This window comes from Bacillus sp. 22475 (assembly GCF_052044835.1).
GTDB lineage: Bacteria > Bacillota > Bacilli > Bacillales > Bacillaceae_G > Bacillus_A > Bacillus_A cereus.
On the sequence record NZ_JBQENW010000006.1, the window covers coordinates 108,252 to 126,546 of the forward strand.

Below are 18,295 nucleotides of genomic sequence, written 5' to 3' on the forward strand. Positions count from 1 at the left end.
CATACTATAACGGGGAGAGGGAGAGTTTGTGCAAATTGTAAAAAAGGAGAAGTTTGTTTTAAAAGAGTTTACGTTTGAAAATGGCAGGGGAATTCCTGTTCAAATGGGATATGAGACATATGGCACTTTAAATAGAGAAAGGTCAAATGTAATTTTGGTTTGTCATTATTTTAGTGCAACAAGTCATGCGGCAGGAAAATATACAGTGCATGATGAGGAGTCTGGTTGGTGGGATGGGCTCATTGGACCTGGGAAAGCAATTGATACAAATAAGTATTTTGTTATATGTACGGATAATCTTTGTAATGTGCAGGCGAGGAATCCATATGTGATTACAACAGGACCGAAATCGATTAATCCAGAAACTGGAGAAGAATATGCTATGGATTTTCCGGTTTTTACATTTCTTGATGTAGCTCGTATGCAATATGAGTTAATAAAAGGTATGGGAATTTCAAGGTTACACGCTGTAATCGGACCGTCGGCGGGGGGAATGATTGCACAACAATGGGCGGTTCACTATCCACATATGGTAGAGCGGATGATTGGCGTTATTACGAACCCACAAAATCCAATTATTACGTCAGTAAACGTAGCGCAAAATGCGATTGAGGCAATTCAACTGGATCCAAGTTGGAAAGATGGAAAATATGGAGAAGAGCAGCCTATAAAGGGGCTTCATTTAGCGAGTAGAATGATGTTTATGAATGCGTTTGATGAGCATTTTTATGAAATGGCATTTCCTCGTAATAGTATCGAGATAGAACCTTATGAAAAGTTTTCTACATTAACATCATTTGAAAAAGAGATAAATACAACGACATATAGAAGTATAGAGTTAGTAGATGCAAATTCATGGATGTATACTGCGAAGGCAGTTTTATTGCATGATATTGCACATGGGTTTTCTTCACTAGAAGAATCTCTTTCTAACATAGAAGCGAATGTACTTATGATTCCGTGTAAACAAGATTTGCTTCAGCCGTCTCGTTATAATTATAAAATGGTAGATATTTTGCAAAAACAAGGGAAATATGCGGAAGTATACGAGATAGAAAGTATAAATGGGCATATGGCAGGAGCATTTGATATTCATTTATTTGAAAAGAAAGTGTATGAATTTTTAAACCGGAAAGTATCTAGTTTTGTGTAGGCAATAAATCATGTGAAAAAGGTGCAATGTGTGTAGTAGGCACCTTTTTTTACATGATTTGTAGACGGAAGATATATGTAGCGATTGCTATGCCGAAGAACGCTATACTAAGTAATAGAAATAAGAATGACATTTCTTGTGGGGAGTTTATTTTTCTATTATTTTTCATACTAAGAGCAATAATTGCAGCGAGTAAGAACACAATGCCCATAATGAAAAGAAAAAGCGTCATTTTAATCGACTCCTTTCATAAAACAAGTATATTGAGGATACAATGTGCTAGTTATGTTTGTAAAGAATAAGTTTTACGAGGAAATTGAGAAATAGCTTTTCGATTCTTTGCGTTCTTTCTTTTGCATGCTAAAATTGGTAGAGAATGTTTGTGAAAAAGAAACTCAAGGTTTTTATTGTATACAAGGAGGAACTACATATGACAGAAGTTAAAACAATTACTACAGAAGAGGTACAAGAGCGTTTAGGAAATGGAGAAACGTTATTTTTAGTAGACGTAAGAGAAGATGAAGAAGTAGCGACAGGAAAAATTCCAGAAGCTGTACATATTAAAATGGGCGATATCCCAAATAAAGTAGATTTCTTTAATAAAGAGAATGAATATATCTTTATTTGTCGTTCGGGAATGCGCAGTGAAAATGTATGCCATTATTTAAATGAGCAAGGGTTTAAAACAGTGAACATGGTTGGCGGTATGCTTCAATATGAAGGTGAAACGAAATAGTTAATAGTTAAAAACTTGAAACGAGTCTGTTTCAAGTTTTTTTCTTTTGCATACAGTATAAAAAAGGAGGAGGGGGAAATGGGAATTAATTTGCGTAAAGTGAAAATTATTAATAATACAGGCGCTGTTAATGTCGGTGACTGTTATGATATCTCGCCTTTAGCTGTAGCAAAAGTATATGCAGGTGCTGGGGGATCGAGTGCGGCTATTTTTTTAAATGGGAAAAGACAGCCAGAAGCAGTCATTAGAACATCAGTGTTTCTTCCGCCATTAGCAACGAGCACACGTACATTAGGTTCATAGAGGAAAGGTAGAGTGTAATTATGCCTGCTCATATAAAAGAATTTGTTATTGTGAATAACACTGGAAATATATTTACCGGTGATAATTTGAGTGATACTTCATTTACTGCTTCGAAATCATATAGTGGTTCAATGGGGTGCACTTGGATTGATGTTGTTACAGTAATAGGGACGGAGACGAAGCTTTGTTTACAGCCGGGCGATTCGGTGACGACAACATATACAAGAGGCACTCCTGCTGGTACTGTAACAGGAACAAATATGGGGCAAAGTGTAAATACATCGGGTATAGCACAAGCTGTCCCTAATACAGATAATATGGATTCAATTGCAGGACTCCCTTAAGGAATTAAGGGAGTTTTTATTATTTAAAATAAAAATAGTCTTGGAAATTATTTTTGTAAATAGATTAAGAAGAGGTTTATTTATTATGAAAAAGAAGGTTTGTAGGTGGTGAAAGTGTGAAGAATCGTGATAATAATCGGAAGCAAAATTCGTTAAGTTCTAATTTTAGAATTCCACCCGAACTTATTGGGCCTACTTTCCCCCCTGTTCCAACTGGATTTACAGGTATAGGGATTACTGGTCCAACCGGTCCACAAGGCCCAACAGGACCTCAAGGACCGAGAGGGTTCCAAGGTCCGATGGGGGAGATGGGCCCGACAGGACCTCAAGGTGTGCAAGGGATACAAGGACCAGTTGGGCCAATAGGTGCAACTGGACCAGAAGGACAGCAGGGGCCACAAGGATTGAGAGGACCACAAGGAGAAACTGGAGCGACAGGACCTCAAGGGGTGCAAGGGTTCCAAGGTCCGATTGGTCCAACGGGAGCGACTGGGGCACAAGGTATACAAGGGATACAGGGATTACAGGGGCCAATTGGAGCTACAGGACCTGAGGGACCTCAAGGAATTCAAGGCGTCCAAGGGTTACCGGGTGCAACTGGTCCACAAGGAATACAAGGAGCACAAGGGGTACAAGGAACACAAGGACCGAGTGGAAATACAGGTGCAACCGGAGCGACTGGTCAGGGGATAACAGGCCCGACTGGAATAACAGGTCCAACTGGAATAACTGGACCATCTGGAGGACCTCCTGGTCCGACGGGGCCGACTGGTGCGACAGGTCCGGGTGGTGGACCGAGTGGAAGTACAGGTGCGACTGGAGCAACGGGGAGTACTGGGGCTACAGGAAGTACAGGGGTAACAGGAGCAACGGGAACTACAGGTCCGACTGGAAGTACGGGAGCACAGGGCTTGCAAGGAATACAAGGAATTCAAGGGCCAATTGGCCCAACAGGTCCAGAAGGACCGCAGGGGATTCAAGGTATTCCTGGTCCGACGGGAGTAACTGGTGAACAAGGAATCCAAGGAGTTCAGGGTATTCAAGGGGGAACGGGAGCAACAGGAGATCAAGGTCCACAAGGTATACAGGGGGCTATAGGTCCTCAAGGGGCCACAGGAGCAACAGGAGATCAAGGTCCACAAGGAATACAAGGAGTACCAGGGCCATCAGGAGCAACAGGACCACAAGGAGTTCAAGGGATACAAGGTCCAATGGGCGATATAGGACCAACAGGTCCAGAAGGCCCAGAGGGACTTCAGGGCCCGCAAGGAATACAAGGAGTACCGGGGCCAGCTGGAGCAACGGGTCCAGAGGGACCACAGGGGATACAAGGCATTCAAGGACCGGTAGGAGCAACAGGCTCACAAGGTCCCCAAGGAATTCAGGGAATTCAAGGTGTGCAAGGGATAACGGGAGCAACAGGAGTACAAGGAGCAACTGGAATTCAAGGTATACAAGGGGAAATAGGAGCAACGGGTCCAGAGGGTCCCCAAGGAGTGCAAGGTGCTCAAGGGGCGATTGGTCCAACAGGTCCAATGGGCGCACAAGGAGTGCAAGGAATACAAGGGATTCAAGGCCCAACAGGTGCACAAGGAGTGCAAGGTGCTCAAGGAATACAAGGAATTCAAGGTCCGACGGGTGCAACAGGAGATACGGGAGCAACTGGGGCGACAGGGGAAGGCACTACAGGCCCAACAGGAGTAACTGGTCCGACAGGGGTAACAGGCCCATCTGGAGGACCAGCAGGACCGACCGGCCCAACGGGGCCATCAGGTCCGGCGGGAGTGACTGGTCCATCGGGTGGACCACCTGGCCCGACAGGAGCAACTGGTTCGACAGGAGTAACAGGAGATACTGGGGCGACAGGCTCAACTGGAGTGACAGGAGCGACAGGAGAAACGGGAGCAACCGGAGTGACGGGTTTGCAAGGTCCGCAAGGAATCCAAGGAGTGCAGGGAGAGATAGGTCCGACGGGTCCCCAAGGTGTTCAAGGTCCCCAAGGAATTCAAGGGGTAACGGGGGCCACTGGAGATCAAGGTCCGCAAGGGATTCAAGGTCCACAAGGCGACATAGGTCCAACCGGCCCACAAGGAATTCAAGGTCCACAAGGTTCTCAAGGAATCCAAGGAGCGACAGGGGGAACAGGAGCACAAGGCCCACAGGGTATCCAAGGTCCGCAAGGTGACATAGGTCCGACTGGGCCACAAGGTCCAACTGGAATCCAAGGGATACAAGGAGAGATAGGTCCAACCGGTCCAGAAGGCCCAGAGGGACTTCAGGGCCCGCAAGGAATACAAGGTGTTCAAGGGCCAGTAGGAGCAACGGGTCCAGAGGGTCCTCAGGGGATACAAGGCATTCAAGGACCAGTAGGAGCAACAGGCCCACAAGGTCCACAAGGAATACAGGGAATTCAAGGTGTGCAAGGGATAACGGGAGCAACTGGAGCACAAGGAGCAACTGGAATTCAAGGTATACAAGGGGAAATAGGAGCAACAGGTCCAGAGGGGCCCCAAGGAGTGCAAGGTATACAAGGGGCGATTGGTCCAACAGGTCCGATGGGCGCACAAGGAGTGCAAGGTATACAAGGGATTCAAGGAGCAACAGGAGCACAAGGAGTGCAAGGACCACAAGGGATTCAAGGAGTGCAAGGTCCGACGGGAGTAACAGGAGATACGGGGGCAACCGGAGCGACGGGAGAAGGAACTACCGGTCCAACAGGAGCAACCGGTCCAACAGGGGTGACTGGCCCGTCAGGAGGCCCAGCAGGGCCGACCGGCCCAACGGGGCCATCAGGTCCGGCAGGAGTGACAGGGCCATCAGGTGGACCACCTGGCCCGACAGGAGCAACAGGTGCGACAGGAGTAACAGGAGATACCGGGGCGACAGGCTCAACTGGAGTGACAGGAGCGACAGGAGCAACGGGAGCAACCGGAGTGACGGGTTTACAGGGTCCGCAAGGAATCCAAGGTGTTCAAGGAGAGATAGGTCCAACCGGTCCACAGGGTATTCAAGGTCCACAAGGAATACAAGGAGTAACGGGGGCAACCGGAGCACAAGGTCCCCAAGGAATTCAAGGCCCACAAGGCGACATAGGTCCAACCGGCCCACAAGGAATTCAAGGTCCACAAGGTCCTCAAGGAATCCAAGGAGCGACGGGGGCAACCGGAGCACAAGGCCCACAGGGAATCCAAGGTCCGCAAGGTGACATAGGTCCGACCGGCCCACAAGGCCCACAAGGAATTCAAGGCCCGCAAGGAATTCAAGGTCCAACGGGAGCTACAGGAGCAACCGGAGCGACAGGTCCACAAGGGATTCAAGGTCCACAAGGAATTCAAGGCCCGCAAGGAATTCAAGGTCCAACGGGAGTTACAGGAGCAACCGGAGCGACAGGTCCACAAGGAATTCAAGGCCCACAAGGAATTCAAGGCCCGCAAGGAATTCAAGGTCCAACGGGAGCAATCGGAGCAACCGGAGCGACAGGTCCACAAGGAATTCAAGGCCCGCAAGGAATCCAAGGTCCGACGGGGGCTACAGGAGCAACCGGTTCACAAGGTCCAACTGGAGATACAGGTCCAACGGGAGCTGGAGCCACTGGAGCGACCGGGGCGACTGGAGTTAGTACAACTGCAACGTATGCGTTTGCGAATAATACATCAGGAACCGCTATTTCCGTTTTATTAGGTGGTACGAATGTACCATTACCGAACAATCAAAATATTGGCCCAGGAATAACCGTTAGTGGTGGGAATACTGTATTTACAGTTGCGAATGCAGGAAACTATTATATAGCTTATACAATTAATTTAACGGCAGGATTAGTTGTAAGTTCTCGTATAACTGTAAATGGCAGTCCGCTTGCGGGAACGATAAACGCCCCGACAGTCGCTACTGGTTCATTTAGTGCAACAATAATCGCTAATTTGCCTGCAGGAGCTGCTGTTAGCTTACAGTTATTTGGAGTAGTTGCAGTAGCTACATTATCTACAGCAACGCCAGGGGCTACTCTAACTATTATTAGATTAAGTTAATAAGCAGAAAACCTTGAAACTTTTATGTTTCAAGGTTTTTTTATCTTTGTATTTGTAAGTAAACCTCGTTAACCAGGAGGAGTGGATCCCCTCTAATTATTTAAAGTTTTACTTTATTCACTTGAGTAAAAACATCGCAGTTCGAAAATATATTATAATAGAATGAAAAGAAAGAAATTTGGCAGAAAGGGAGGGTGGCGATGCAGGAGATGGTTAAAGATTTTTTTGGACGCCCACTTCAAGATTTACGTATATCTGTCATTGATCGTTGCAATTTTAGATGTACATATTGTATGCCGGCGGAAATATTTGGGCCAGATTATGCTTTTTTGAAAGATGAGTTTTTACTAACTTTTGATGAAATTGAGCGTTTGGCAAAATTATTTGTTAACATCGGTGTACGAAAAATTAGAATTACTGGCGGTGAGCCACTACTTCGTAAAGATTTAACAAAACTTATTGCACGTCTTGTGAAAATTGATGGGCTAATAGAGATAGGGTTAACGACAAATGCTATTCATTTAACGAAACAAGCGAAGGCATTAAAAGAAGCTGGATTACATAGAGTGAATGTTAGTTTAGATGCGATAGATGATGACATATTTAAGAATATTAATGGTCGAAATATTAATACGAAACCGGTAATTAAGGGAATTATAGCAGCAAAAGAGGCGGGACTGGAAGTAAAGGTAAATATGGTTGTGAAAAAAGGGATGAACGATCATCAAGTACTTCCGATGGCTGCATATTTTAAAGAGCAAGGAATCACGCTTCGGTTTATTGAGTTTATGGATGTTGGTAGTACAAATGGGTGGAATTTTGATCAAGTCGTTACAAAACGAGAATTGATTGAAATGATTCATAAGGTGTATCCGCTTGAGCCAGCTGAAGCGCATTACTTTGGTGAAGTTGCGAAGCGATATCGGTATGTTGGAACAAATGTTGAAGTTGGTTTTATTACATCTGTTTCTGATTCATTTTGTGCCTCTTGTACGAGGGCGAGAATTTCGGCAGATGGAAAGTTTTATACGTGCTTATTTGCGACAGAGGGTTTGGATGTAAGAGAACTTCTTAGAGGAAATCTTTCGGATGAGGAGTTATTAAGTGTTATACAAGATGTATGGATGAATAGAAAAGATAGGTATTCGGATGAACGAACAGAAGAAAGTGCAAAAAATCGTCCGAAAATCGAAATGTCTTATATAGGAGGATAAGAAAGGGGGCTATCGCATGCAGGAGCGATATTCAAGACAAATATTATTTTCTGGTGTTGGAGAAGAAGGACAGAGAAAAATAAGAGAGAAGCATGTGCTTATTATTGGTGCTGGTGCTCTCGGTGCGGCAAATGCAGAAGCGATTGTTAGAGCAGGTGTTGGAAAAGTAACGATTGCTGACCGTGATTATGTAGAATGGAGTAATTTACAAAGACAACAACTATATACAGAAGAAGATGCAAAGCAGTATAAACCGAAGGCGATAGCGGCTGCAGAACATTTAAAAGCGATTAATTCTGAGGTGGAAATAAATCCGGTTGTGACGGATGTAACGGTGCAAGAAATGGAAGAGTTAGTGCGTGATGTAGATTTAATATTAGATGCGACAGATAATTTTGAAACGCGTCTTCTCATTAATGATATTTCACAAAAGTATAATATTCCGTGGATATATGGTGGGTGTGTCGGAAGCTACGGAGTAACGTATACAATTTTACCAGGGAAAACACCGTGTTTTCGCTGTTTAATGGAGCATCCGGCGAGCGGAGCAACATGTGACACAGCTGGTATTATACAACCAGCAGTACAATTAGTAGTTGCGCATCAAATTACGGAAGCGCTGAAAATATTAGTAGAAGACTTTGGGGCGCTTCGTGAAACGATGTTATCGTTTGATCTTTGGAATAATCAACAGATGGCATTTAAAGTGAATAGGCAGAAAAAAGATACTTGTTTATCTTGCGGAAGGTTACGTACATATCCGAGTTTAACATTTGAAGCACAAACAAAAACAGAAGTGTTATGTGGGCGAAATACAGTACAAATTCGCCCGGGTGTGCGGAAGAATTTTAATTTAGAAGAAATTAAAAAGCGCTTACAAAGAAGCGTAGAGATAAAGGCGACACCTTATTTATTATCATTTCCGGTAGAAGAATATCGTTTTGTTTTATTTACAGATGGCAGGGCGTTTATTCATGGGACGAATGATATGAATGTAGCGAAAAGTTTATATGCAAGATATATAGGTTGAACCTAAAGGAAATCCTTTAGGTTCAACGGAGAGAGGATTATGAATTTCTCGTATAATCTCCACTTTTTCCACCTGTTTTTTCAAGTAAGTACGTTTCGCCGATAATCATACCTTTATCGACAGCTTTACACATATCATACACAGTAAGAGCGGTAGCGGAAGCAGCTGTTAAAGCTTCCATTTCAACACCGGTGCTACCTTCTGTTTTAACTTTTACTTCAATGAGTAAACGATATTGTTCTTCTGATTGTTTCCAATCGAAAGAAACGTCAACACCTTTTAATAATAAAGGATGGCACATTGGGATAATATCAGAAGTTCGTTTCGCAGCCATAATGCCTGCGATTTGCGCAACTGCTAATACGTCACCTTTCCCAATTTCATTATGAGAGATTTTATCGTAAATTTCTTTCGTAACGACAATGCTAGAGCACGCAATTGCTGTTCGAACGGTTGCTTTTTTGTCGCTTATATCAACCATTTTTGCGCGTCCTTGGTCATTAAAATGTGTAAATGAAGACATGGAATTCCTCCTTGAAGTAATTTCTATTGAATACATAAAGTTTAATCGAGATAAAAAAAATTGCAAATATGAGGTGAGAAACGATGGTAGAAAAACGAATTCCAATTCAAGTTGCTGAGGCAGTAGAACGGGTAATGAAATATGCGAAACATGGTGAAGTAGAAGAAATTTCTATTACGGAAAGTTACGGGAGAATTCTCGGGGAAGATGTTGTCTCAGATCATGACGTTCCTCATTTTGATCGTTCCCCTTACGACGGTTTCGCCATTCGAGCAGAAGATACGAAAGGAGCAACCCAAGAGAATCCAATTGAATTTGAAGTAATAGGAGAAATCGGGGCGGGTTCTGTTTTTTTAGAAGAAGTAGGAGCTTTTAAGGCGATTCGCATTATGACAGGAGCAGCTATTCCAGAAGAATGTAATGCAGTCGTAATGCTCGAGCTGACAGAAGGGTTTGAGAAGAACGGGAAAACATATATGAAGTTAAAACGCCCTTTTAATAACGGTGACAATGTGTCGTTTAAAGGAGAAGACATAAAACAAAATCAAGTTCTCGTTAAGAAAGGTGTTGCAATTAACCCAGGGATTGCAGCCTTACTAGCAACGTTTGGATATAGCACTGTGAAAGTTGTAAAACAGCCTGTTGTCGGTATTGTAACGACAGGAAGTGAATTATTAGAAGTACATGAGCCTTTAGAACCGGGGAAAATTAGAAATAGTAACTCGTATATGATCGCAGCTCAAATTATGAAAGCTGGCGGGAAAGTTCGTTATTATGGTCAACTCGCGGATGAGTTAGATGCATGTTTTACAGCTGTTCAATCAGCGGTGGATGAGGTCGACATTTTAATTACAACAGGCGGTGTATCAGTAGGAGATTATGACTACTTACCAGCTATTTATGAAAGGTTACAGGCGAATGTACTCTTTAATAAGATAGCGATGAGACCGGGAAGTGTAACGACAGTAGCTGAAGTTGATGGAAAGTTACTCTTCGGTTTATCAGGAAATCCGTCTGCTTGTTATGTAGGCTTTGAATTATTTGTGCATCCAATTATAAAAACATATTTGTATGCGAAGGAACCTCACGTATATAGAGCGGATGCTATTTTACAAAAAGATTTTCCGAAGCCAAATCCATTTACTCGTTTCGTAAGAGCGAACGTAACAATTGTGGACGGGGCGTTACAAGCGATGCCGGTTGGTTTAGATAAATCGAGTGCGGTATCTTCACTTGCAGATGCGAATGCTTTTATCGTGTTACCTGGAGGAACGAGAGGATTTGAGACCGGAATGAAAGTATCCGTATTATTGTTAGAGCACTCTGAGGGATGTGATTGGCCATGGGCAAAGCCCCTTCAATCTTACAAATAGTAGGATATCAAAATAGCGGAAAAACGACACTTGTAAAGAAAATTGTGCATGTGTTAGCTGAAAGTGAAATGAAAGTTGCTACAATTAAACATCACGGGCACGGAGGTTTTCCAGAAGTAGCGCAAAAAGATAGCGAAAGACACCGTAAAGCTGGTGCTGTCGTAAGTAGTGTAGAAGGTGCTGGATTGCTTTCACTTTCTTCACTAAGAAAGAAATGGTCCTTGCAAGAAATTATTCGCTTATATGAGTTTTTTGAAGTGGATACAATTTTAATAGAGGGCTATAAAAAAGAGAACTACCCGAAAGTAGTGTTACTTCGTTCTGCGGAAGACGTTGAACTTTTACATAAAGTAGAAAATATAGTGGCGATTATTACGTGGTATGATGTCCCGGCAAATATACGAGAAGAATATAAAGTATTTCATATAACAGAAGAAGAGTTGTACATAGACTGGTTTTTACAAACGGTTAGGAGTGCGAAATGACAAATACATATTATGAAGTAATTGATACAGAAATCTCGATTGAAGAGGTAACGAAGAAAGTGATTCGACGTGAATGCGGTGCTGTTACAACATTTATTGGAACGGTTAGAGAGTTTACGAAAGGGCGTCGTACATTATACTTAGAGTATGTTGCTTATAAGACGATGGCAGAAAAGATGCTAGAGAAAATTGGTCTGGAAGTGAAAGAGAAATGGCCGGGTACATATGTTGCGATTACACATCGCATCGGTACGTTGCAAATTTCTGATATAGCGGTTGTTGTTGCTGTTTCAACACCACACCGTAAAGCGGCTTATGAAGCAAATGAATATATTATGGAACGCATAAAACAAATTGTTCCGATTTGGAAAAAGGAGTTTTGGGAAGATGGTGACTCATGGATTGGTGATCAATTAGAAAAAACACCATATCCGGCGGGAGAGCCTGGGAAGGAGCTATAAGTATGATTCGAGTATTGTTATTTGCGCACTTGCAAGAAGAGGCAGGAACAAGTGAATTACAAATAGAGGAAGAAAATATTACGGTTGCAGAGTTAAAAGATGTTGTTGCGAAAGAATATAATGTACCAGTTTCAGAGCCAATTATGGTTGCGATTAATGAAGAATACGCAAATGAAGATGACAGGGTCCAAGATGGTGATGTGGTTGCACTTATACCACCAGTGAGTGGTGGTTAATATTGGATTCATTAAAACGACTTTCCTAAGTAGGGGAAGTCGTTTTTTTTATGGCGTTTTTGAGAACACTAACTTATAGGATAAGGAGGACGTTATGAAAAAAATATGTGTAATTATTACAGCGATATGTTCTATCTTTTTCTCTTCTCCAAGCGATTCTTTCGCGAAAGAATCAAGAGAACAGCTTTTAGAGAGTGCGTTATTGAATAGGTACTATTCGGTTATTAGACAAGTGACAGAAGATCAATATGAATGTGATGCAGTTATAAATATAAAGCGTCTCGGCAGGAAAGATGAATTTGTTCCTAGATTTGAAGTGACGCTACAATTTCTTACATTTCAAGGGGCACATAATCCGCCAAATGACAAAGTTACACTTACTTTGGAGGATTATTTAGATCATATAAAGGTAAAAAATGTGGAGCGAGAAAAAAATGTTTCTAATGATGTTGTAGAAAAGATTTGTGCTCGCAAAAAAGAAAAAATGAAAGCTCATTCTAATGATTGAGAGCGGTAACTTATTCCGCTATTTGCGGGGTGATTAAAGTTTCAATTTATGACATTTTACAGAGAAAGGTAATGGGCGATGGATATATTTTTAGCAATTTTACCAGCTATATTTTGGGGGAGTATTGTGTTATTTAACGTAAAACTGGGCGGGGGACCGTATAGTCAAACGCTTGGAACAACGTTTGGAGCACTTATTTTCTCAATTGTTGTTTATATTTTTATGAAGCCAGTATTAACACCTACCGTGATTGGGGTTGGAGTTGTGTCAGGTTTATTTTGGGCGCTTGGTCAGGCGAATCAATTGAAAAGTATTGATTTAATGGGCGTTTCGAGGACGATGCCAATTTCAACAGGACTTCAATTAGTTGCGACGACTTTATTTGGCGTTATCGTATTTCATGAATGGTCCACGACAATATCGGTCGTCCTTGGGATTTTAGCGCTCGTTTGTATTATTGTCGGTGTTATTTTAACATCACTTCAAAGTGAAGAAGAAAAGAATGCAGAGCAAGCAGCAAATTTTAAAAGAGGTATCATAATTTTATTAATTTCAACAGTCGGTTATTTAGTTTACGTAGTAGTGATTAGGTTATTTAATGTAGATGGTTGGTCGGCTTTATTACCACAAGCAGTTGGTATGGTATTAGGGGGTATTTTACTTACATTTAAGCATCATCCATTTAATAAATATGCGATACGAAATATTATTCCAGGGTTAATTTGGGCAGCTGGAAATATGTTTTTATTCATTTCACAACCGCGTGTCGGAGTCGCAACAAGTTTCTCGCTATCGCAAATGGGAATTATTATTTCAACGCTTGGTGGGATTCTTATATTAGGTGAAAAGAAAACGAAACGCCAATTAACGGGTATCGTTGTCGGTATCGTTTTTATTATCGCAGCCGGAATTATGTTAGGTATAGCCAAAAGTTAAAGGAGGTATAGAAATGTATAGTGATTTAGCAGGGAAAGTTGTCGTTATTACAGGATCAGCAACTGGTCTCGGAAAAGCGATGGGAGTGAGGTTTGCTAAGGAAAAAGCGAAAGTGGTTATTAATTATCGCTCACGAGAATCAGAAGCAAATGATGTGTTAGAAGAAATTAAAAAGGTAGGCGGAGAAGCGATTGCTGTAAAAGGTGATGTAACCGTCGAATCAGATGTTGTGAATCTCATTCAATCTGCTGTGAAAGAATTTGGTACGCTCGACGTTATGATTAATAATGCAGGGATAGAAAATGCAGTACCATCGCATGAAATGCCACTTGAAGATTGGAATAAAGTAATCAATACAAATTTAACAGGTGCTTTCTTAGGAAGTAGAGAAGCGATTAAATATTTTGTAGAACATGACATTAAAGGGTCTGTCATTAATATGTCTAGTGTTCATGAGAAAATTCCGTGGCCACTATTTGTGCACTATGCAGCGAGTAAGGGTGGCATTAAACTGATGACAGAAACGTTAGCGCTAGAATATGCGCCAAAAGGTATTCGAGTAAATAATATAGGACCAGGTGCAATTAATACGCCGATCAATGCAGAAAAATTTGCTGATCCTAAAAAACGTGCTGACGTAGAAAGTATGATACCGATGGGCTACATTGGAAAACCAGAAGAAATTGCAGCAGTAGCAACTTGGCTTGCTTCTTCAGAGGCGAGTTATGTAACGGGAATTACGCTATTTGCAGATGGTGGAATGACGTTATATCCATCGTTTCAAGCTGGGCGTGGGTAATATAAAAGGACGAAGAGATAAAACTCTTCGTCCTTTTTTTACAAAAAAAATAGCGGCCAGCTATTTTAAATTTAGTGATTAATTGTATCTTGAAGAAATTCTGTTGCTTGATGTTCAGTAACATTTTGTACGAGCGCGACTTCGCTGATCATCATTTTTCGTGCATTATCTAGCATTTGTTTTTCGCTCGCATTTAATGCTCTCTCTTTATTACGGCGAAGTAAATCCCGAACAACTTCTGCGCTATCTTGTAAATTGCCGTTTTTCATTTTTTCCATATTCATTGTATATCTTTGTTTCCATGAGAGTGATGGGTCTGACTCCCCGTTTTGAAATTCAAGAAGTATATCATCTAACGTACCTCGATCAACGATATAACGAATACCCGATTTTTTTAATTGATTCATCGGAAGCATTACTTGCATATCTTTACTAATGATGCGTATCACACAATATTGACGTGAAGTACCTAATATTTCTTTCTCTTCAATTGCTTCAATGATTCCTGCACCGTGCATTGGATAAACGATTTTATCACCAATTTGAAACAAATCATCCACCTCCATATGTGGTAACCACTTTTAATGATAGCATACGTATGTAAAAATGTCAAATTTTATATAATAACATAATATTTATATTCGAGTCAATAAGATGAAGTGCTTTTTTATGTTTTTTTGGGGGACCTTATTTATAGTGATTTTTTTAGAAAAATAGTACAGGTGAAGAAAGAAGGCATATCCACTTATTTTTAAGCATAAAATGTAAAAGCGCTAATACAATATACCTAAATCCGTTCTTTGCAAAGGAGGGAGAGAAGGTGGGGCGCACAATAAAAATTGATATTACAAATAAAGTTGTAGCTAAATTTAGACCAAATTATTTGGAATTATATACGAGTAAATTTATGATAGGTAAGTTTTATGTCTATACTGAAGATAAAGAATATGTGTTAGAAGACGGATATATATATGAGAATGGAAAGTTTTATCGCATCATAGATACGCACCGTGGCAATAATCAAGCGGCGGAGGGCTGCGATCTAGGACGGTGTTAACATGATTCGTGTGAAAGTGTTTGATGAAAGTCACGAAAAAGACTTAGAAGATGCTGTAAATGTTTTTTTGAAAAAGATTGATGATAGCAACTTTGTAGATATTAAATATCAAGTTGGTGTTTCCATTAACGACGATGAAAACCAAATTTATTGTTTTTCAGCAATGATCGTTTATAAAGCATAAAAAAGAGCTGGGTGAGCCAGCTCTTTTTTATGCTTTATGTTGGGACAACATGTGTCGGTAATACGTTCATAATAGATTGGGGTGTGCCTAATTTCTTTGTCGTTAAAAGAGGCTCCCCTGTTTCGTGATTTTGGGCATCTTTACACATACCAAGGTGATAACGATCACCTAAAAATGGATCAATATAAAAACCATTTTTGAATACTTTATCATTTGGATGTTTTTCATGATGAATATCAGAGCAGTTAATGCAATAGAACATAGCTTTCATCCCCTTTTTATTTTTGTTTGAAAAGAGTGAGTCGGTAGTCATTTCGCTCCTAAGGAAATGTTGAGGAGAAGAGAAATAACTACCTACTCAAATGGTGGGCATATTCCTTCTGATTTGTCATATCTCGCGTATTGTCCCTGAGGGAAGGAGGAGAGACGAAGTACGCATGATATAAGTAAGGCGTTTCTTTCAATATGAATGATGGAGTTTCATGTTGAGAGAAGTTTTTATTTTGTATTGCCTTTGTGAGTATATTATGAGGAAATGCTAAGAGGGTGTTTGTCCTGTTGAAAAAATGTTGAGAATTTCTCAACAGTAAAAGAATTAGCGTTGACATGAAACCAAAAGGTGTTATATTATCGAGGTGAAACCAAAAGGTGTTATGTTATAACGCCGAGTAAAGGAGAATGAAAATGGAACAACAAAATACATTAAATGATATTAAACAAACAATTGTTTTTAACGCGTCTATTCAAAAGGTATGGAGTGTAGTATCAACTGCAGAAGGGATTGCGTCATGGTTTATGCCAAATGATTTTGTATTAGAGGTAGGACATGAATTTCATGTGCAATCGCCATTTGGGCCATCACCATGTAAAGTGTTAGAAATTGATGAGCCAAACCATTTATCTTTCTCATGGGATACAGATGGCTGGGTTGTTTCATTTAATTTGAAAGACTTAGGAGATAACAAAACAGAATTTACGTTAATTCACGGCGGCTGGAAACATCCTGATGAAATTCTTCCGAAAGCGAATGCGAAGAGCTCTATTATTCGCGATAGAATGAGCGGTGGTTGGGTAGCGATTGTAAATGAAAAACTGAAAAAGGTTGTCGAAGGCTAAGTGTCCTCGTCAGCAGCGAAATATGATGTATTTCAAGCAATTGCTGATCCAACCCGCCGAGAAGTAATACGGTTATTAAGTGACAAAGAGTTACCGATTTCCAAAATAACGGATCATTTTCCGATGAGTCGTACTGCGGTTGTAAAGCACCTTCATATTCTTTCGGAAGCGAATTTAGTAAGTGGAAGAAAAAGCGGAAGAGAGAAGATATATCGTTTGCATCCAGAACCATTAGAAGAATTACAACAGTGGCTCTCGTATTATGAACGTTTTTGGGATAATAAATTATCCATGCTGAAACATATTGTGGAGAATGAAGAATAAAAAGGATGACCAAAATGGTCATCCTTTTTATTGTTGCTCACTTGTTTGTGTAGCTGGCTTTAATAAAAGCCAAGCAATAATTAATGTAAATACTGCTAATACGAAAGTGCTCATATAAATGACGTGTACGCTTGATGCTAATGCGGATTGTGATTCGGTTACTACGTTTGCTGTAGTACCGCCGTGTCCGCCAGATACAAGATCAAGATTTTTAATACCACGTGCGTGAATCATCGTATTAAAGATTGTACCGAATATTGCAGCACCTAACGTTTGACTAAATGTATTAATAAATGTATTTAAACCAACAGCTGTTCCGCGTGTATGAGCTGGTACGGCTGCTTGAATTGTTACCATGTAAATCGGTGTCACAAGCCCCATTCCTAAGCCGAATAATCCGACTGCTATATAAATGAGGAACGATGGTGAATTGGTTGATAGTGTAAATAATAAGAACGTAGCGACTGATAAAATGCTAGCTCCAAGTAAAATGATTTGTTTCGTTTTTAATTTGCCTACTAAGTTACCAGAGAAAATAGCGCCAAATGTCCACATAACAGGGATTGGCATTAAAATAAGTCCAGCTTCTGTTGCATTTTTCCCTAATACACCTTGACTCCAAATTGGAAGGTACATTGTAATACTAATAATCATTGCGCCAGCAATAAGAGTTAATATATTTATCGTAGATAATGTACGGTTAGAGAAAAGTGCTAGCGGAATTAATGGTTCCGGAGATTTTTTCTCGATGAACAAGAAAATAATGAATGAAATAGCGGCAAAGATTAATAGGCCGATAATTGTCATGTCTCCCCAGTTTTGCTTACTGCTACCTGTTAATAATGCATATAGTAGAGCGATTGTACTTAATGAAAAAACTGTTGCACCAAGATAATCGATATGATGTTTAGCAGGTTTAATAGATTCTTTGTAGTAAATTACAATCATTAAGCAAGCGATAATTCCGAATGGGACGTTTAAGAAGAAAATATAACGCCAAGAAAGAGAATCAACTAAAAATCCACCTACTAACGGTCCGATAACACCGGATACACCCCAAACGGCACTCATCCAACCTTGTGCTTTCGCGCGGTCTTTCGCTTCGCTATATAAGTCTCCAATAATCGTCATTGTGATTGGCATAACAGCACCAGCACCGATACCTTGAAGCGCGCGGAAGAAAATTAATTGTTCCATCGATGTAACGACTCCGCAAAGTGCAGAACCGACTAAAAAGATTGTAGCCCCGATCAGTAAAACCTTTTTACGACCAAATAAATCAGCGAGCTTTCCGTATATTGGAGTCGAAACAGCTGTTGCAAGCATATAAATTGCATATACCCAACTAACAAGTTCGACGCCTGACAAATCACTCGTTATACGAGGGATTGCTGTACTAACAATCGTTCCTTCTACCGCAGAAAGAAACGTCATTAACATTAAAGACATCATGACTTTTTTTCTCATTTGTTTTCCCCTTACCCT

23 protein-coding genes are annotated in these 18,295 nt (G+C 40.9%); 18 read left to right on the forward strand and 5 right to left on the reverse strand.

Annotated features, from left to right (window positions below; genetic code table 11):
• The first annotated feature begins 28 nt into the window (after positions 1-28).
• Positions 29-1,153, forward strand: coding sequence for an alpha/beta fold hydrolase (locus ACTJJY_RS12155; RefSeq protein WP_434165130.1), 1,125 nt, complete (start codon positions 29-31; stop codon positions 1,151-1,153).
• Positions 1,154-1,202: 49 nt separating this feature from the next.
• Here the strand turns inward: ACTJJY_RS12155 and ACTJJY_RS12160 are convergent, their stop codons facing one another.
• Positions 1,203-1,385 (reverse strand): hypothetical protein, encoded by a 183-nt coding sequence (locus tag ACTJJY_RS12160; protein WP_000171889.1) that lies wholly within the window; start codon positions 1,383-1,385, stop codon positions 1,203-1,205.
• A 198-nt stretch (positions 1,386-1,583) separates the two neighbouring features.
• On the opposite strand from ACTJJY_RS12160, the gene ACTJJY_RS12165 reads away from it, so the two are divergent.
• The 6 genes from ACTJJY_RS12165 to ACTJJY_RS12190 all read left to right on the forward strand — a co-directional run bounded on the left by ACTJJY_RS12165 (position 1,584) and on the right by ACTJJY_RS12190 (position 8,808).
• Positions 1,584-1,889 carry a rhodanese-like domain-containing protein gene (locus tag ACTJJY_RS12165; RefSeq protein ID WP_434165127.1) on the forward strand — a complete coding sequence of 102 codons (306 nt, stop codon included), beginning with the start codon at positions 1,584-1,586 and terminating at the stop codon, positions 1,887-1,889.
• Positions 1,890-1,967: 78 nt separating this feature from the next.
• The gene (locus ACTJJY_RS12170) at positions 1,968-2,192 is read left to right on the forward strand and encodes a spore germination protein (RefSeq protein WP_000512463.1); all 225 of its coding nucleotides are present in this window, start codon (positions 1,968-1,970) and stop codon (positions 2,190-2,192) included.
• A 20-nt stretch (positions 2,193-2,212) separates the two neighbouring features.
• Complete coding sequence (locus ACTJJY_RS12175; RefSeq protein ID WP_001110855.1) at positions 2,213-2,536, forward strand: hypothetical protein; 324 nt, start codon at positions 2,213-2,215, stop codon at positions 2,534-2,536.
• Positions 2,537-2,652: 116 nt separating this feature from the next.
• Positions 2,653-6,564: a BclA-related collagen-like exosporium protein gene (locus ACTJJY_RS12180; RefSeq protein ID WP_440605610.1), complete on the forward strand. Its 3,912-nt coding sequence runs from the start codon at positions 2,653-2,655 to the stop codon at positions 6,562-6,564.
• A gap of 200 nt (positions 6,565-6,764) precedes the next feature.
• Entirely contained in the window at positions 6,765-7,778 is a 1,014-nt protein-coding gene (gene moaA, locus ACTJJY_RS12185; protein ID WP_440605611.1) for a GTP 3',8-cyclase MoaA, read from the forward strand.
• A gap of 16 nt (positions 7,779-7,794) precedes the next feature.
• On the forward strand, positions 7,795-8,808 hold the full coding sequence (locus ACTJJY_RS12190; RefSeq protein WP_327905530.1) for a molybdopterin-synthase adenylyltransferase MoeB: 1,014 nt from the start codon (positions 7,795-7,797) through the stop codon (positions 8,806-8,808).
• A 37-nt stretch (positions 8,809-8,845) separates the two neighbouring features.
• Here ACTJJY_RS12190 and moaC read toward each other — a convergent pair whose 3' ends face one another.
• The gene (gene moaC / locus ACTJJY_RS12195; protein ID WP_000094146.1) at positions 8,846-9,331 is read right to left on the reverse strand and encodes a cyclic pyranopterin monophosphate synthase MoaC; all 486 of its coding nucleotides are present in this window, start codon (positions 9,329-9,331) and stop codon (positions 8,846-8,848) included.
• A gap of 83 nt (positions 9,332-9,414) precedes the next feature.
• On the opposite strand from moaC, the gene ACTJJY_RS12200 reads away from it, so the two are divergent.
• The 7 genes from ACTJJY_RS12200 (at position 9,415) to ACTJJY_RS12230 (ending at position 14,129) form a co-directional block, all read left to right on the forward strand.
• Positions 9,415-10,704 carry a molybdopterin molybdotransferase MoeA gene (locus ACTJJY_RS12200; RefSeq protein WP_098511245.1) on the forward strand — a complete coding sequence of 430 codons (1,290 nt, stop codon included), beginning with the start codon at positions 9,415-9,417 and terminating at the stop codon, positions 10,702-10,704.
• Positions 10,674-11,189 (forward strand): molybdopterin-guanine dinucleotide biosynthesis protein B, encoded by a 516-nt coding sequence (mobB, locus tag ACTJJY_RS12205; protein ID WP_440605612.1) that lies wholly within the window; start codon positions 10,674-10,676, stop codon positions 11,187-11,189. The genes ACTJJY_RS12200 and mobB overlap by 31 nt, the downstream gene beginning before the upstream one ends.
• Positions 11,186-11,650: a molybdopterin synthase catalytic subunit MoaE gene (gene moaE / locus ACTJJY_RS12210; protein WP_000185943.1), complete on the forward strand. Its 465-nt coding sequence runs from the start codon at positions 11,186-11,188 to the stop codon at positions 11,648-11,650. Before mobB ends, moaE begins: the two co-directional genes overlap by 4 nt.
• 2 nt (positions 11,651-11,652) lie before the next feature.
• On the forward strand, positions 11,653-11,886 hold the full coding sequence (gene moaD / locus ACTJJY_RS12215; RefSeq protein WP_440605613.1) for a molybdopterin converting factor subunit 1: 234 nt from the start codon (positions 11,653-11,655) through the stop codon (positions 11,884-11,886).
• 94 nt (positions 11,887-11,980) lie between these two features.
• Positions 11,981-12,394, forward strand: coding sequence for a DUF3888 domain-containing protein (locus ACTJJY_RS12220; protein ID WP_000717656.1), 414 nt, complete (start codon positions 11,981-11,983; stop codon positions 12,392-12,394).
• Between the two features lie 78 nt (positions 12,395-12,472).
• The gene (gene glcU, locus ACTJJY_RS12225; RefSeq protein ID WP_000350865.1) at positions 12,473-13,330 is read left to right on the forward strand and encodes a glucose uptake protein GlcU; all 858 of its coding nucleotides are present in this window, start codon (positions 12,473-12,475) and stop codon (positions 13,328-13,330) included.
• A gap of 13 nt (positions 13,331-13,343) precedes the next feature.
• Positions 13,344-14,129, forward strand: coding sequence for a glucose 1-dehydrogenase (locus tag ACTJJY_RS12230; RefSeq protein ID WP_440605614.1), 786 nt, complete (start codon positions 13,344-13,346; stop codon positions 14,127-14,129).
• 71 nt (positions 14,130-14,200) lie between these two features.
• On the opposite strand, the gene ACTJJY_RS12235 is transcribed toward ACTJJY_RS12230, so the two are convergent.
• Positions 14,201-14,695, reverse strand: a complete 495-nt coding sequence (locus ACTJJY_RS12235) for a CarD family transcriptional regulator (RefSeq protein WP_000451447.1) — start codon at positions 14,693-14,695, stop codon at positions 14,201-14,203.
• Positions 14,696-14,949: 254 nt separating this feature from the next.
• Between ACTJJY_RS12235 and ACTJJY_RS12240 the strand changes: the two genes are divergently transcribed.
• Entirely contained in the window at positions 14,950-15,186 is a 237-nt protein-coding gene (locus ACTJJY_RS12240) for a DUF2553 family protein (RefSeq protein WP_000533803.1), read from the forward strand.
• A 1-nt stretch (position 15,187) separates the two neighbouring features.
• Positions 15,188-15,370, forward strand: coding sequence for a sporulation protein Cse60 (locus ACTJJY_RS12245; protein ID WP_000621751.1), 183 nt, complete (start codon positions 15,188-15,190; stop codon positions 15,368-15,370).
• Positions 15,371-15,404: 34 nt separating this feature from the next.
• Here the strand turns inward: ACTJJY_RS12245 and ACTJJY_RS12250 are convergent, their stop codons facing one another.
• Positions 15,405-15,632 (reverse strand): DUF3973 domain-containing protein, encoded by a 228-nt coding sequence (locus tag ACTJJY_RS12250; protein WP_000498988.1) that lies wholly within the window; start codon positions 15,630-15,632, stop codon positions 15,405-15,407.
• Positions 15,633-16,054: 422 nt separating this feature from the next.
• Between ACTJJY_RS12250 and ACTJJY_RS12255 the strand changes: the two genes are divergently transcribed.
• Together ACTJJY_RS12255 and ACTJJY_RS12260 are read left to right on the forward strand one after the other, a co-directional pair.
• The gene (locus tag ACTJJY_RS12255) at positions 16,055-16,486 is read left to right on the forward strand and encodes an SRPBCC family protein (RefSeq protein WP_000437769.1); all 432 of its coding nucleotides are present in this window, start codon (positions 16,055-16,057) and stop codon (positions 16,484-16,486) included.
• Positions 16,487-16,810, forward strand: coding sequence for an ArsR/SmtB family transcription factor (locus tag ACTJJY_RS12260; protein WP_000098837.1), 324 nt, complete (start codon positions 16,487-16,489; stop codon positions 16,808-16,810).
• A 27-nt stretch (positions 16,811-16,837) separates the two neighbouring features.
• On the opposite strand, the gene ACTJJY_RS12265 is transcribed toward ACTJJY_RS12260, so the two are convergent.
• Positions 16,838-18,277 (reverse strand): MDR family MFS transporter, encoded by a 1,440-nt coding sequence (locus tag ACTJJY_RS12265; RefSeq protein WP_053563529.1) that lies wholly within the window; start codon positions 18,275-18,277, stop codon positions 16,838-16,840.
• Between the last annotated feature and the right edge of the window lie 18 nt (positions 18,278-18,295).

Excerpts from the sequence above, each read along its gene's own strand:
- ACTJJY_RS12220 (WP_000717656.1), top strand. The coding sequence starts at position 11,981 with ATGAAAAAAATATGTGTAATTATTACAGCGATATGTTCTATCTTTTTC.
- ACTJJY_RS12165 (WP_434165127.1), top strand. The coding sequence starts at position 1,584 with ATGACAGAAGTTAAAACAATTACTACAGAAGAGGTACAAGAGCGTTTA.
- ACTJJY_RS12265 (WP_053563529.1), bottom strand. The coding sequence starts at position 18,277 with ATGAGAAAAAAAGTCATGATGTCTTTAATGTTAATGACGTTTCTTTCT.
- moaD (WP_440605613.1), top strand. The coding sequence starts at position 11,653 with ATGATTCGAGTATTGTTATTTGCGCACTTGCAAGAAGAGGCAGGAACA.
- moaE (WP_000185943.1), top strand. The coding sequence starts at position 11,186 with ATGACAAATACATATTATGAAGTAATTGATACAGAAATCTCGATTGAA.
- ACTJJY_RS12190 (WP_327905530.1), top strand. The coding sequence starts at position 7,795 with ATGCAGGAGCGATATTCAAGACAAATATTATTTTCTGGTGTTGGAGAA.
- ACTJJY_RS12160 (WP_000171889.1), bottom strand. The coding sequence starts at position 1,385 with ATGACGCTTTTTCTTTTCATTATGGGCATTGTGTTCTTACTCGCTGCA.
- ACTJJY_RS12175 (WP_001110855.1), top strand. The coding sequence starts at position 2,213 with ATGCCTGCTCATATAAAAGAATTTGTTATTGTGAATAACACTGGAAAT.
- mobB (WP_440605612.1), top strand. The coding sequence starts at position 10,674 with ATGGGCAAAGCCCCTTCAATCTTACAAATAGTAGGATATCAAAATAGC.
- ACTJJY_RS12250 (WP_000498988.1), bottom strand. The coding sequence starts at position 15,632 with ATGTTCTATTGCATTAACTGCTCTGATATTCATCATGAAAAACATCCA.
- ACTJJY_RS12245 (WP_000621751.1), top strand. The coding sequence starts at position 15,188 with ATGATTCGTGTGAAAGTGTTTGATGAAAGTCACGAAAAAGACTTAGAA.
- ACTJJY_RS12170 (WP_000512463.1), top strand. The coding sequence starts at position 1,968 with ATGGGAATTAATTTGCGTAAAGTGAAAATTATTAATAATACAGGCGCT.
- ACTJJY_RS12230 (WP_440605614.1), top strand. The coding sequence starts at position 13,344 with ATGTATAGTGATTTAGCAGGGAAAGTTGTCGTTATTACAGGATCAGCA.
- moaC (WP_000094146.1), bottom strand. The coding sequence starts at position 9,331 with ATGTCTTCATTTACACATTTTAATGACCAAGGACGCGCAAAAATGGTT.
- ACTJJY_RS12255 (WP_000437769.1), top strand. The coding sequence starts at position 16,055 with ATGGAACAACAAAATACATTAAATGATATTAAACAAACAATTGTTTTT.
- ACTJJY_RS12235 (WP_000451447.1), bottom strand. The coding sequence starts at position 14,695 with ATGGAGGTGGATGATTTGTTTCAAATTGGTGATAAAATCGTTTATCCA.
- glcU (WP_000350865.1), top strand. The coding sequence starts at position 12,473 with ATGGATATATTTTTAGCAATTTTACCAGCTATATTTTGGGGGAGTATT.
- ACTJJY_RS12200 (WP_098511245.1), top strand. The coding sequence starts at position 9,415 with ATGGTAGAAAAACGAATTCCAATTCAAGTTGCTGAGGCAGTAGAACGG.
- moaA (WP_440605611.1), top strand. The coding sequence starts at position 6,765 with ATGCAGGAGATGGTTAAAGATTTTTTTGGACGCCCACTTCAAGATTTA.